Raw genomic sequence first — 14585 nt, 5'->3', positions numbered from 1 at the left:
AATATGATAGTTAAAACATTCCTTTTTCTAAATCAGCAGCTTTTACGCGGAAGATGTATCCGTTGCGCGAGAAGACTAATTCACCGTCTTCTTTCTTTTTCTGGTTTACTAATCGCTGGAAAGCGATATTGGCACCTTTAACTATATTCTCTTCAAATTCTCTGACTTCTTGTTCACTCATGATGCTCAAGTTTTGTATAAATATCCGAATTATATATCTCTTTTTTGTCACTCCTGAAGCCTTTGGCGATTACTTCCATCGGCGACATAGAGTTGTCTGCAATCATCCAATAATCACAAATGGGGATATATAGTTCAAAAAGATTGTGTATACCTGCCTCGTAACGACGGCGGATAGTACTTTCCGGAATGTTATGTCCTCCGGCGGCCACTCTCATTTTAACTCGCTCCACTGCCAAGTCCGGTGTGTTCAACCAGAAATATAGCAATGTCACATAATATCCTTCCCTTTGTGCTTCCCGGATCAGGTTTGCGCCTGAACGGGTAGCCAGTGTAGTTTCCATTGCAAACGTTTCGCCCGAAGCGATTAGTTCTTTAATGCGTTTATACATAATACGACTGGCTTCAACGGCTACCGCGATACTATCAGAATTAAAAGGGGAAAGCCCCTTGGCAATCTCGTCGGAATTAACGAACTCTTTACACTTCAACATCTCTGGAAGAATTGTGAAGGAAGCTGTCGTCTTTCCTGCCCCGTTGCATCCCGATATTATGTATAGATATGGCACTACTTACTGTCTTTTGTTGGGGCAAATATAGATAATAGTTTAATATGTTGGTTAATTTTATTCTCAAAAATAGTAAAAATGTGCAGAAAATGTACGGCTAACCCCTCGGTTCGTTATAAAAACAGGCTGTTTGGTGTAATTTAATGGCTTTGTCAAATGTCTGCAACATACCTTTATACCCATAAAAGGTCGCTCATTATGCCGTCGGAGATGAAAATACCTTCCTTCGAGAGGGTTAAGGTGTCGTTTTCGCGGATAAGTAATCCCTGACGTAAATAGGTGGCTGCTTGCCGTTCGAAATAGGCCTGCTTTTCCTTGCCGAACCGCTCCCGGATATCGGCCAACCGGATTCCCCACATGGTGCGTAGACCGGTGATGATAAAGTCGTTGTATTTTGTGTTGGGGTTCAATTCTTCTATTTCCGTATCGGGAATGCCGGCCTTGATCCCTTGTAGATAGAGTGGAAGGGAAGAGATGTTCCATTGGCGGCTTTCTCCGTTATAAGAATGGGCGGAAGGTCCGATGCCTATATATTTCTTGCCGGTCCAATAGGAACTGTTGTGCCGGGAAAAGGAGCCGGGACGGGCGAAATTGGAAATCTCATAATGGAGATAGCCGGCTCCGGTCAACTTATTTATTAAGGTGGAGAAAAGGGCGACACTCAGATCTTCTTCGACGGGTGTCACTTTTCCGGCTTCCATCAGCTTATATAAGGCTGTCCCTTCTTCATATATTAGATGGTAGGCCGAGATATGGGGAATCTCCAGGCGGATCGCTTCATCCAGGTTCTCTTGCCATTCATCCAAGGTTTGTCCGGGTAATCCGTATATCAGGTCGATGCTGATGTTTTGGATGCCGTTCTCTTTGCAAAGCCCGACTGCACGCAAGGCTTGTTCGCGGTTATGGCGGCGGTTCAGGAAACGGAGGTCCTTTTCCTTGAAACTCTGCACGCCCATACTGACCCGGTTGAAGGGTAGGTTGCGGAGGGAAGCTACATATTCCGGAGTCATATCGTCGGGATTGGCCTCCAGCGTGATTTCTTTACATGCGCTTGTATCGAACAGGCGGTCTGTAGCCTCGAATATCCGCTCGAAGTCAGCCTGTTGAAGTTGAGAAGGGGTACCGCCTCCAAAATAAATGGTTTCAAAGGGTTCTCCTTCTATATATCCTTGGCGTAATTCCATCTCCCGGATAACCGCATTGACATACGGTTCTTTGAACTTCATATCCGTATTGGAAAAGAAGTCGCAATACAGGCACCGTTTGGTGCAAAAAGGGATGTGGATATATAAACCTGCCACTCTGTTCTGCTTTTTAGTAATACAAAGATAGCAACATTTTTATCTCTATCTATCTTTCTTTCCGCCCTTTATCTTTGATCTGTTAAATAACATAGTTCTCAAACACCGGGTTTGAAATTGTTTTTCTCCTTTACAATCTCTAATTTGCGGTCCCGTGAATAAAAAGGGTTTACGGTCAATCTTTATTGTTAAACACAAATTAATACCTTGATATCATGAAAGTATACCAAACAAACGAAATCAAGAACATCTCTATCTTGGGAAGTTCGGGCTCTGGGAAAACCACTCTCGCTGAAGCGATGCTTTACGAGGGTGGAGTTATAAAACGTCGTGGAAGTGTGGAATCCGGAAACACTGTGAGCGATTATTTCCCGGTTGAGAAAGAGTATGGCTACTCGGTATTCTCGACCGTTTTCAGTGTAGAATGGCAGGACAGAAAGTTGAATTTCATCGATTGTCCGGGTTCAGACGATTTCATCGGCGGCGCAGTTTCCGCTTTGAACGTGACAGACACTGCGCTGATGGTACTGAATGCCCAGTATGGTGTGGAAGTCGGTACGATCAACCAGTTCCGGTATACAGAACAATTTCATAAGCCGGTTATCTTTGTTGTGAACCAACTGGATAATGATAAGGCTGATTATGACGGGACAATCGCCCAGTTGCGGGATCAGTGGGGAGCTAAGGTTGTTCCTATCCAGTACCCGGTTTCTACAGGTTCGTCTTTTAATGCGGTTGTCGATGTGTTGAAGATGAAAATGTATCGCTGGAAGCCCGAAGGCGGTGTCCCCGAAGTATTGGAAATTCCGGCGGAAGAAATGGATAAGGCAATGGAACTTCACAAGGCATTGGTTGAATCGGCTGCCGAACATGACGATATGCTGATGGAAAAATTCTTTGAAGAAGGTACATTGAGTGAAGACGATATGCGTGCAGGTATTCGTGCCGGTCTGGTTATCCGGGGGATGTTTCCGGTATTTTGTGTATGCGCAGGCCGTGATATGTGCGTTCGCCGTACGCTTGAATTCTTAGGAAATGTGGTTCCTTGTACGGATAAGATGCCACGCCCGGTTACTACCGAAGGTGTGGAAGTGACTCCCGACCCGAACGGACCGACCAGCCTGTTCTTCTTTAAAACAACTGTAGAACCGCATATCGGCCAGGTTTCCTACTTTAAAGTGATATCAGGTAAAGTAAAAGAAGGTGACGACTTGTTGAATGCCGATCGCGGTTCGAAAGAGCGTATCGCACAGTTGTTCTCGGTTGCCGGACAAACCCGTAATTCCGTGACTGAAATGGTTGCCGGCGATATCGGTGCTACGGTTAAACTGAAAGATGTACGCCGTGGTAATACCTTGAATGGTAAGGGATGTGATTATCGTTTCGACTTTATCAAATATCCGGATCCAAAGTATCGCCGTGCCGTGAAACCGGTTAATGAAGCAGATGCCGAAAAGATGATGGAAATCCTGATGCGTATGCGCGAAGAAGACCCGACGTGGATGATCGAACAGTCGAAGGAATTGAAACAGACAATCGTTTCCGGCCAGGGAGAATTCCATCTTCGTACGTTGAAATGGAGAATTGAGAACAATGATAAATTGCCGATCGAGTTCTACGAACCGAAGATCCCGTATCGTGAAACCATCACGAAAGCTTCCCGTGCGGACTACCGCCATAAGAAACAGTCGGGTGGCGCAGGCCAGTTCGGTGAAGTTCATCTGATTGTCGAACCGTATTACGAAGGTATGCCGGCACCGGATACATATCGTTTTGGCGGACAAGAATATAAAATCAGCGTACGTGATACGCAGACTATAGATTTGGACTGGGGTGGAAAGCTGGTATTTATTAACAGTATCGTTGGTGGAGCCATCGATGCCCGTTTCCTTCCGGCTATCCTGAAAGGTATTATGGCCCGTATGGAGCAGGGACCGTTGACTGGTTCGTATGCCCGTGACGTGCGCATCATCGTCTATGACGGAAAGATGCACCCGGTGGACAGTAATGAAATTTCTTTCATGCTGGCTGGCCGTAATGCTTTCAGTACCGCCTTTAAAGAAGCCGGTCCTAAGATCCTGGAACCTGTTTATGATGTAGAAGTATCGGTTCCGGCTGATTATCTGGGCGACGTGATGAGCGACCTGCAAGGACGTCGTGCCATCATTATGGGTATGAATAGTGAAAAAGGCTACGAAAAGCTGTTAGCTAAAGTGCCTTTGAAAGAGATGTCTTCGTATTCGACATCTTTGAGTTCCATCACTGGTGGACGTGCTTCATTTACTATGAAGTTCTCCAGCTATGAACTGGTTCCGTCGGATGTCCAGGATAAGCTGTTGAAAGCTTACGAGGCAACTCAGGCAGAAGATTGATTTGGATTTTCTATAAATTGGATGAAGGCTGCCCCTGTGAAGGAGTGGCCTTCATTGTTTTTTCATACGGCTGTTGTAGCGGCGTAATATGAAGTACGTTTTTTTGTATTGTGTTAATAGAAACAACATGAAACTAAGAAAGTACTATCCAACCCTTGTCCTGTCGGACATTCACTTAGGCTCCGAGCATTCCCGGACCGAAGAAGTGACGAATTTCCTTAAACATGTTAACTGCGACCGCCTGATACTGAATGGCGATATAATCGACGGCTGGCAACTTCAGAAATCCGGGCGCCGTTGGAAGCAGCAACAGACCGACTTCTTCAAAGTCCTGATGAAGATGATGGAGAAGCAGGGGACGGAGATTATCTATATACGTGGCAATCATGACGATTTTCTGGACAACCTGGTCCCGTTTACCTTTTCCAACTTGTCTATCGTAAAGGATTATATTCTGAATACGCACGGGAAACGCTACTTAGTGACGCATGGAGATATCTTCGATACGGTTACGACGAATATGCGTTGGCTGGCGATGTTGGGAGATATGGGCTATACTTTTCTGTTGTGGCTGAACCGTATATACAACCAGCGGAGGGAAAAAGTAGGAAAGCCTTACTTCTCCCTTTCCCAGCATGTCAAACATAAGGTGAAAAGCGCTGTTCCCTATATCTTTGATTTTGAAAAAGAACTTGTCAAGCTGGCCGAAGCAAAGAAATTGGACGGTATTATCTGCGGACATATCCATCAGGCAGCTAACGTACGGTACGGGAATATCCATTACCTGAATTCCGGCGACTGGGTGGAAAGCCTTACGGCACTCGTTGAAAATGAACAAGGCGAATGGAATATTGTTTCATATAGTAAGGAAGATTATGACCGTAATGAAAAGGTCTCTTCCGGTCTGTATTATGCCGAAGTAATATGAAAATACTGTTTGTCATACAAGGTGAAGGACGTGGTCACCTGACCCAGGCGCTTTCTCTTCGCCAGAAATTGGCGGATGAAGGACATGAGATCGTGGGGGTTCTGGTCGGAAAAAGTCCGGCACGCAGGCTTCCCGTTTTTTTTAGCGAGAAGATCGGTGTTCCTGTTTATCCGTTCGAGAGCCCGAACTTCCTTCCTTCGGCCAAGAATAAGCAGGTCAATTTGGTAAGGAGTGTGGCTTATAACCTGTTTAGATTGCATAAATATTTTTCTAGTATCCGGTATATCAACCGGATGATAAAGGAGATGGGAGCGGATGTCGTTGTGAACTTCTACGAACTGCTGACCGGGCTGACTTATCTGTTTTGCCGTCCGAAAGCCCTGATGGTTTGTATTGCGCACCAGTATTTATTTCTGCATCCGGACTTTGATTTTCCGAAACAAAATAAATTATCACTTGCTTCTCTGAAGTTTTTCACCCGTATCACGGCTATAGGAGCCGCTAAAAAGCTGGCTTTGTCTTTTCGCAAGATGCGCGAGGTACCGGCGGAAGGGATTGTCGTGGTCCCTCCTCTTTTGCGTAAAGAGGTTTTGGATATGACACCTGAGAAGGGTGATTATCTGCATGGATATATTTTAAATAGCGGCTTCAGTGAGGAAATACGTTCTTGGCATAAGGCTCATCCAGCAGTCGATCTTCATATCTTCTGGGATAAAAAAGACGTTCGGCCGGAAGTAAGAGTGGATGCCCATCTTTCTTTTCATCAATTAAATGATATGCTGTTTGTCCGCTATATGGCAGGGGCGAAAGCGTATGCTACGACTGCCGGCTTCGAGTCTGTTTGCGAGGCCATGTATCTGGGGAAGCCCGTTTTGATGGTACCGACCCATATCGAACAGTCCTGTAATGCTTTCGACGCGGTTCAGGCAGGCGCAGGGGTTGTTGCAGACCGGTTTGATCTGGATGCTTTGTTGGAACTATCGCGAACTCATCGGCCGAATCCCGCTTTTTCTCATTGGGTGAAACAGGCGGATTGGCTGATCTTACGTGAATTCCGACCGGACTTGTTGATGGAGGAAACACCTCCTTCCCTGTGGCATCGTTTATCTACCCGGTGGATATACCGGTTGGGGAAGACGTTATCGATTTGATGGGGATGAATTATGTTACTTTTGGCTTGATCCCAAAGTAACCAAAAGATCAAGGCCGAACCTGCTTCGCTACTCCGTTCCCTTCGTTCGCTGTCGCGTCTGAAACTCGCTTCGCTCAAACAGCAGACGCTCCGGGCACTCACTGCGGTCGTTGCGCTTAACGCTCACCAGCTTAGGCCGGAAATAGAGCCTGACGGCTCTTTGAGGATGGCCGATACCGACACCTATGCAAGAGACGGTATCGGCCATCCCAAGAGAAAGCGCAGCTTTCTAAGAAAGGCCTAAGCGGGTGGGCGTAAAGCGGAGGGTAAAGACGAAGCGTCCGGAGCCTGCGCTGTCTGAGCGCAGCGAGTTTCGCAGGCGACAGCGTAGTCTTTGCCCGGAGTAGCTCAGCCGGTTAAGCCTTGATCTTTTGGTTACTTTTGGATCAAGCCAAAAGTAACAGATAAATCTTCATTTAATGGTTATATACTATTTCAACGCCTGCTCGATATCCGCGATGATGTCGTTTGCATTTTCGATGCCGACGGAGAGGCGGATCAGGTCGGGAGCTACGCCTGCTTCGATCAGCTGTTCGTCTGTCAGCTGGCGGTGCGTATGGCTGGCAGGGTGGAGGACACAGGTGCGGGCGTCAGCTACGTGGGTCACGATGCAGATCATCTTCAGGTTATCCATAAAACGGATTGCGTCTTCACGGGAACCTTTCAGGCCGAAGGCGATTACGCCACAAGTACCGTTCGGCATATATTTCTGAGCCAGCTCGTAATACTTGTTGCTCTTCAGACCGGGGAAGTTCACCCAGGCAACCTGTTCGTTTGCTTCGAGCCACTCGGCAATCTGCTGGGCGTTCTTGCAATGTTGCGGCATACGCAGGTGCAAGGTTTCGAGCCCTAAGTTCAACAGGAAGGCATTCATCGGAGCCTGGATAGAGCCTAAGTCGCGCATCAGCTGTGCCGTAGCCTTCGTCATATAAGCCATCTTTCCGAAAGCCTTAGTGTAGGTCAGGCCGTGGTAGGATTCGTCCGGAGTTGTCAGCCCGGGGAACTTGTCGGCATGTGCGTCCCAGTCGAAATTGCCACTGTCTACAACCGCACCACCTACGCTTGTCGCATGACCGTCCATATATTTGGTTGTTGAATGGGTCACGATATCGGCTCCCCATTCGAACGGGCGGCAGTTGATCGGTGTTGCGAACGTGTTATCCACGATCAGAGGCACGCCATGACTGTGGGCGATACGGGCAAACTTCTCGATATCGAGTACGCTCATACCCGGATTGGACAAGGTTTCGCCGAACAAAGCTTTTGTGTTCGGACGGAAAGCGGCCGAGATTTCTTCTTCCGAAGCATCCGGATCGACGAATGTCACTTCGATACCCAATTTTTTCATTGTCACGCCAAACAAGTTGAACGTTCCGCCGTAGATCGTGGACGAGCAAACCATATGGTCGCCGGCCTGGCAGATGTTGAACACGGCATAGAAGTTGGCAGCCTGCCCGGAGGAGGTCAGCATAGCGCCTACGCCACCTTCCAAAGCGGCGATCTTGGCGGCAACAGCATCGTTTGTCGGGTTTTGCAGGCGGGTGTAGAAGTATCCGCTTTCTTCGAGGTCGAAGAGTTTGGCCATCTGTTCGCTGGTGTCATACTTGAATGTCGTACTCTGATAGATAGGCAGGACGCGCGGTTCTCCCTTTTTCGGTTGCCAGCCTCCCTGCACGCAGAGGGTTTCCGGCTTTAATGAATTGTTCATTATGATAATGTTTTACTATGTATTTGTTATTATCCGGCAAAAATAAGGAATAGTTTGTTTGTATCACAATATCTTCTTCTGTAAAATACGGAACCAGATGAATGCAACGATTCCTTTCAACATACTGGAGATACTGATCGCCCACCAGACGCCGGTAATGCCCAGCCCCATAGCCGTCAGTGCGATCGCCAGCGGGATACGCAGGCTGTTGAACGTGATGCTGATGATGGCGGGAGGGATCGTACGCCCTGTCCCGTAGAACAATCCTTGCATCGTTATTTCAAGCATCATGAGCAACATCGAGTAGCCGTCGATACGAAGGAAAACGCCTCCCGCCTCATAAGCTGCCTTTTCGGGTATGATCAGCGAGAACACTTCACTGCCGAAGAATACGAAAAGCAGGGTACAGAAGATACCGAACAGAGCCGTCATCTTCAGGGTTGTATGGTAGGCGCCCAAGACACGTTCTTTCTTACGGGCGGCAAAATTCTGTGCTACAAACGTACTAAGTGCCGTACTGAATCCTTGCGAGGTATTCCAGGCAATCGCTTCTATCTGTCCTCCGGCTGTCATCGTCATCAGTCCGATATGTCCGCCATAGGTGGATGCCGTGCGCGCCATCATCAGGTTGATAACGGCAAACAAGCTGTTTAACAATGCAACGGGAAGCCCTAACTGGAAAATACGTTTGCTGTAGCGGTTTTTTAACCGGACAAAGAAAGGAAATCCTCCAAACAGTTTGTTCTTCTTTTTCAGATAATAGATGAAAATGGCAAATACGGTCGCTTCCGATAGCCAGGTTGCACAGGCAGCACCGTTCGTACCCATCCCGAACCCGAATATAAATAGCGGATCGAGCACCATATTCATAATCAATCCGCTGCCGCTGACATAGAACGGGATTTTGCTTAATCCCGCAGCATTATAGATACCCGTGCTGGCGGCCGACAGGAGTATGAACGGGAAACCGGTCGCAATGATCCGCAGGTAGGACACCGCCTGTGCCGAAATATCATTTTCCAACTTGAAAAAACCGATCACCGGATTTGCCAGGACGAATAGCAGGAATCCCCAGCAGATGGAGATAATGAGTGCGATCGTCAGGTTATGGGAGGCAAAAGCGCGGGCTTCCTCTTCCTCACGCGCTCCTATACTTTGCGCTACGCTGACTTCCGAGCCTACCTTATTCAGGTAAGAGATCGAAGTCGTCATCCATGTCAGAATACCGACTGCCCCGATGGCGGCTACCGCTTCGCTGCCTAAGCGTCCCACCCAGGCCATATCGGTAATGCTATACGCCATTTGGATAAAAGAGGTTCCCATGATGGGAAGCGCCAGATTGAATAGCTGTTTTTTAATAGGCCCTTCCGTCAGATTTTTTGTCCCTTGCATGTCCGTTTGTTTAATTCGGGGACAAAGATACGATGTTTTCTGCTGAAAGGTTGCTGTCGAGCAGTTCGCCGGGGTGTTTTTTGTGGAAAGGAGGGTGTCGAGCAGCTCGACAGCCTCTCTATAAACGAGAACAGCCTGTCGCGGAGTGGCGGCAGGCTGTCGTGGAGGAAAATATTGTCAGAAATTGATGTTCACACCGACCATCGCGCTGAAACTCTGCATCGGATAGCCGTAATAGAGTTCGTATTTCTGGAACAGGACGTTGTTCAGTTTCAGATACAGCCCGAAGGTGTCGTTCAGGGTGTAGGAACCGGTCAGGTTGAGTTCGTTGATGTTTTTCATCTTTTCTCCCTCAGGTAATCCTAAGAAAGCCTTACGTCCGGTAGCTAAATAATAATCCAAAGAAGCTGTTACCTGGCTGATCGGGCGGACGGTAACACCGGCTGTCAATTCCATTTCGGGTTTGCCGTAAGCAGCTCCGAGGTCATCGACGTTCCAATTGTTGTAAACTCCTTTCAGGTTGATGTCGAATAATTGCTGGTAGCTGTATTTCAGATTGACACCGCCGAACGCATGTTTTGCATTTGCTTGCAAAGCTCTGCTAGTATTGGCAAAAATATCGCCTTGCGCACTTGGAGCAAGAAGAGTCGGAACGAAGAAAACCTCGTCGTTCGTGATCTTATAACCGCCGAATACATCAAACCAGAAACCGGGAGCGATACCGCTTCTGATACCGACCGTTCCGTCGAGATAGTTACGGGAAGGAAGCAGTTCCATCGCCGGGTTGATATAGCGGTTGACCTGGGAAATATCGTACATGCTGTTAGAGTAGAGCTTACCGCCGGCAACTAAGTAAAGCTGTGTTTTATCGGCAACTTCAACATCGGCCGTAATATTCGGAGAAGCCATAAACTTGCTGTTGTCACCGGTCACGAACATGATGTTTGCGCCAAGTTTCAGATTCCAGTTGTCTCCCGACACCTTATAATAAGGCGAAAGGGTTGCTTCGGCATGGTTCTCAAATTCTAAATATTCCTGTCCGCCCATTGTCGGCAGGTTGTAATTGAAGTACTCTACGTTACCCCCTAATCCGATGCGCTGCTCACCGCCGAAACGGGCGTTCAGGTCGAACTTGACATCGAAAGTATGTTCCGTAGGTCCGTCCTGTTCCTTGCTTAACGCATATTTATGGGAGAAGTTGGTATATCCGAGATCTAACAGATAGCCGACAGGAGCGTCTTCTTTCGATTCGACTCCGATCTTTGCCTGGATAGCCTGGTTTACCTGATTGGTTTCACGGTCGAAATCGTCCGGTACTAATGTAACCGACGATTCGGGACTGGGAACCGGCAGCCCATAGTAATTGAATGCGGAGTATCCGTATTTGATCCCCATATCCAGCGACAGCTTCTCAAACGTATGTTTGAAGTTGAGGCCGCCTAAGTTGTCGTTCAATTTGGCCTTCACCTTGTCGAAGTCCGTATCGATATATTTCACCTTCCCGTTCGTCGAGCGATGGGAGAACCAGATATTCAGCTTATCCTTGTCCGTGCTCAGGATATGATAGCCCAAGTCGCCGTTCAGGTTCAGGTACGTGCCGCCGCCGAAGTTGAAATAGCCACGACGTTTATTATACTGGATATCCGTCATGATATTGCCTGAGGGCAGGAGGCTGATTTCCTTTTCCGGATCAGTCGGGACGGTGAAAGTTGCGTAGTCGATCGGCATCTTCTTGACAACCGGCTCTTTAATGACCGGTAGGGTGTTCACCTTGCTGGCATCTTGTACAGTCGGGTCATATTCGCGTTCGAGCGTCATTTCCCGGTTCAGGTCTTTTTCTTTCGTTTTGTCTTCCTGTGCGCTAACGGTTGCGACGCTGCCTAACAGGGCCATCACACACAATGCTTTGATGTTATATATTGTCTTCATCACTTCTTCTTAGTTCTTAAGTTTACCCAATCTATTTTCTATCATACCGGCGATATCGTCATCCCCTTTATAATTGTTCTGCAGGCTGGTAAGGTATTGACGAGCCTGGAAATCGTCACCCTGGCGGATATAAACGTCGGCAAGCAGGATAAATCCGCGAGCCAGCCAGTATTGGTGAGGCGTACCGTTTTCGATGAAGTTCATCAACACCTTTTCGGCATTCTTGTCGTCGTTGGTGTCGTAATACAGTTGGGCCAATAGATATTTGGCTTCCGCACCGTGTACCGTGCGGGTGTCTTTGCTCAGTTCTTTCAGGTCGGCAAGCGCCTTGTTCGCCTGTTTCTGGTCGATATAGGCTTTCGCACGTACATAACGGGCTTCGGCTTCCAGTTCGGGCGAGAGTTTCGGCTCTTTCAGCAACTCGTCTGCCGCCAGGAGTGCGTCTTTCTGCTGTCCGGTCTGCAAAGCGCAGCGCATGATACCTAAGCGGGCGGCCTGTTTGTTCTCCGGGTTTTCGGCTACTATCTGCAAGCGTTTGAAGCTTTCCAAGGCTGCCGGGTAATCTTTGTTGAGATATTCGATTTCAGCCGTGCGGGCAACCGATTCTTCGAGGAACTTGGTGTCATTGCTTGCAATAACCGATTTGAAACGCTGGATCGCCTCGTCGAATTCTTTCTTGGCGAAAGCGATGCTTCCCAAGTAAAAGTTTGCATTCGAACTGAACGCTCCTTCGGGGAATGTTTGCAGGTAGTTGACTAAGCTTCGGCGCGCGCCGTCGTTATCACCGCGCATGAAGAGCTTTTCGGCGGCGATATAGGTCAACGAATCTTGTTCGCCCACTTCCAGACGGATATTGCCGCCTATGGAGTTTACATAGTTGGCATAAGCATTGATATCGTTGAGGTCGATATAAACGGATTTCAAATCCTGCAAAGCGACTTTTGCCTCTTCGCTACCCGGATAATTGCTGATCACCTGCTTGTAGGCGGCGAGCGCCTTTTCCGGCTGGTTGTCATTGTAGTAGAGCAAACCGAGCTGGATGCCAGCCTTACGTGCTAAGCTGCTCTGCGGAAATTCGCGGATCAGCTTTTCAAATGCCTGTGCGGCGGAAGAGCTGTTTTCCAGCAATACATAGGAGCGTCCTTTCTCGAACAGCGCGTCGTCTACGTATTGTGATTCCGGATATTCGCTGATCAGGCGGTCCATTGCGCTGATCTTGCCTCTATAGTCTTTCTGCAACCCCAGCAGAAATCCCTTCTGGTAGATCGAGTAATCGCCTGCGGAAGGAGACAACTGGGCTGCACGTGAATAGTTTTCTTCGGCTAAGCTGAACTGGCGGTTCTGATACAGGCAGTCGCCGATACGGTTGTAAGCGTCTGCCAGGGATGCCGCCTGCTGGTTGCTCTCCAGGTCGACATACTGGCGGAAGCGGTTCAGGGCCGCGCTGTAATCCCTCAGTTTGAAGTAGCTGTAACCTAAGTTATAATAAGCCAGAGCGTACATGTCGGTATTGCGCTGGCGCGTATTGTTCAGGTATGTGCGATAGTCCGATATCGCATTTTCGTATTCGCCCATGCGGTAGTAGGATTCGCCGCGCCAGAAATAAGCGTCGTTGCGGGCTTCCATATTGTAGGAACCGAGCTGGATTGCCTGGCTGAACAAACTGACGGCTTCGTCCAGTTTGACATTGGCAAAAGCCTGTGTGCCGAGTTGGAAGAGAATGTCTTGTTTGGCTTCCAGTATCTTGGTGCTCGGATGTTTGATCTTGTTGATCGATTTCAGGGCGGCTTCGTAGTTTTTGGTGGTCAGGTAGACCTCGACTAAGTAGTCGTTCACCTTGTCCGCATATTGCGAATTCGGGAAATCGTTCAGGAAGTCTTCGAAGATCGTCACCGATTCGCCGAATCCCGTAAAGGCCGTTTCGTGGATCAGCAATGCGTAGTTATACATGGCTACCTCTTTTATCTGTTTGTCGAATGAAGAGGTGGCGGCTGCCTCGAATGCCATGCGGGCATTATTTTTGTCGCCTAACTTCAGGTAAGACTGTCCGAGATAGAGATAAGCGTTCTGTGTCAGCTCGTCGTTCTGGCGTACGGTCCGGCTCAAGGCGTTGACTGCACTGCTGTAATTTCCTTTATTGAAGTAGCATATACCTAAAATGTATAAATCGCTGCGGAGCGGGTTTTCCGTGGAAGAAACATACTTGCTCAACATTTGGATCGCTTTTCCCTGGTCGCCTAAGTGGTAATATGAATCACCGACAATCCGGTACATCTCGCTGTTGTTTTTGCTATCGGGGTAGAGGGAGAGAAGTTCTTCACCTTCTTTCACCACCTTTTCGTATTTGCTCTGGATAAAATAAATCTGTGCGATGTAGTATTGTGACTGCTCCCGGTATTTGGGGCTCTCTTTCAGACGCGAGAACTCGATCAGGGCATTGTTGTAATTCCCCATCGCGTAGTCGATGTAGGCGACATAATAGGTCGAAGCCTCCTTGTATTTGTCCCCGATCTGTTCGATCCGGGCGAAGTAGCCGCGAGCCTTTTCCATCTCGCCTGTCTGCAACAGCGAATAAGCCAGGCGGAAAGAATAAGCCTCCTGTTGTTCGGGGCTCAACACGTCGATATCGGCCTCGTTGAACCAGAAGATTGCTTTTTCATATTCTCCGCGTTCGAAATGCACGGAACCGATCATGTAGTCGACTTCGTCACTATGGCGGGAAGCCGGGTATTCTTCTAGGTAGTCCTTTAGCAACTCGTCTGCATTGGGACGCCCCTGTTCATAAGCGGCATAGACCAGCATATAGTCTGCCTCCTGGATCAGGTCGGCATCGCTGGAATGCTGCTTGTAGGCTTCCAACTTGTCGATGCAACCAGCATAATTTTTTAAACTAAACAACTCTTTTCCTTCTACAAATAGGCGATCCGGTGCATCAAACTGGTACGACCGTTGCCCGTATGCAACATGACTCCCCACCACTATGCACAGTGGAATAAGTATTCTTTTCATCACTC

Annotated in this window: 10 protein-coding genes; 3 read left to right on the top strand and 7 right to left on the bottom strand. The window is 48.2% G+C overall.

Going from position 1 to position 14585, the window contains the following annotated elements:
• Window positions 1-10 precede the first annotated feature (10 nt).
• From ACPYIV_RS12010 to hemW, 3 genes are all read right to left on the bottom strand, one after another.
• Complete coding sequence (locus tag ACPYIV_RS12010) at window positions 11-181, bottom strand: hypothetical protein (protein ID WP_005637232.1); 171 nt, start codon at window positions 179-181, stop codon at window positions 11-13.
• Window positions 174-749, bottom strand: a complete 576-nt coding sequence (locus ACPYIV_RS12005) for a zeta toxin family protein (RefSeq protein ID WP_008154394.1) — start codon at window positions 747-749, stop codon at window positions 174-176. Before ACPYIV_RS12005 ends, ACPYIV_RS12010 begins: the two co-directional genes overlap by 8 nt.
• A 173-nt stretch (window positions 750-922) precedes the next feature.
• Window positions 923-2050 (bottom strand): radical SAM family heme chaperone HemW, encoded by a 1128-nt coding sequence (hemW, locus tag ACPYIV_RS12000; RefSeq protein ID WP_425883200.1) that lies wholly within the window; start codon window positions 2048-2050, stop codon window positions 923-925.
• 215 nt (window positions 2051-2265) lie between these two features.
• Between hemW and ACPYIV_RS11995 the strand changes: the two genes are divergently transcribed.
• The 3 genes from ACPYIV_RS11995 to ACPYIV_RS11985 all read left to right on the top strand — a co-directional run bounded on the left by ACPYIV_RS11995 (window position 2266) and on the right by ACPYIV_RS11985 (window position 6501).
• Complete coding sequence (locus tag ACPYIV_RS11995; protein ID WP_293733811.1) at window positions 2266-4422, top strand: elongation factor G; 2157 nt, start codon at window positions 2266-2268, stop codon at window positions 4420-4422.
• 127 nt (window positions 4423-4549) lie between these two features.
• On the top strand, window positions 4550-5350 hold the full coding sequence (locus ACPYIV_RS11990) for a UDP-2,3-diacylglucosamine diphosphatase (RefSeq protein WP_425883198.1): 801 nt from the start codon (window positions 4550-4552) through the stop codon (window positions 5348-5350).
• Window positions 5347-6501 carry a glycosyltransferase family protein gene (locus tag ACPYIV_RS11985; protein ID WP_425883196.1) on the top strand — a complete coding sequence of 385 codons (1155 nt, stop codon included), beginning with the start codon at window positions 5347-5349 and terminating at the stop codon, window positions 6499-6501. The genes ACPYIV_RS11990 and ACPYIV_RS11985 overlap by 4 nt, the downstream gene beginning before the upstream one ends.
• 471 nt (window positions 6502-6972) lie before the next feature.
• Here the strand turns inward: ACPYIV_RS11985 and ACPYIV_RS11980 are convergent, their stop codons facing one another.
• The 4 genes from ACPYIV_RS11980 to ACPYIV_RS11965 form a co-directional block, all read right to left on the bottom strand.
• Window positions 6973-8250, bottom strand: a complete 1278-nt coding sequence (locus ACPYIV_RS11980) for an O-acetylhomoserine aminocarboxypropyltransferase/cysteine synthase family protein (protein WP_293732781.1) — start codon at window positions 8248-8250, stop codon at window positions 6973-6975.
• 63 nt (window positions 8251-8313) lie between these two features.
• The gene (locus ACPYIV_RS11975) at window positions 8314-9642 is read right to left on the bottom strand and encodes an MATE family efflux transporter (RefSeq protein WP_293732780.1); all 1329 of its coding nucleotides are present in this window, start codon (window positions 9640-9642) and stop codon (window positions 8314-8316) included.
• A gap of 177 nt (window positions 9643-9819) precedes the next feature.
• A complete protein-coding gene (locus ACPYIV_RS11970) occupies window positions 9820-11571 on the bottom strand; it encodes a TonB-dependent receptor (RefSeq protein WP_425883193.1) in 1752 nt (583 codons plus the stop codon).
• Window positions 11572-11580: 9 nt separating this feature from the next.
• Window positions 11581-14580: a tetratricopeptide repeat protein gene (locus ACPYIV_RS11965; RefSeq protein WP_425883191.1), complete on the bottom strand. Its 3000-nt coding sequence runs from the start codon at window positions 14578-14580 to the stop codon at window positions 11581-11583.
• Window positions 14581-14585: the final 5 nt, after the last annotated feature.

This window comes from Parabacteroides vesiculifaciens, assembly GCF_049860805.1.
Taxonomy (GTDB): Bacteria; Bacteroidota; Bacteroidia; order Bacteroidales; family Tannerellaceae; genus Parabacteroides.
The sequence above is the reverse complement of the archived record's forward strand: the minus strand, read 5'-3'. Positions and strand labels throughout refer to the sequence as shown.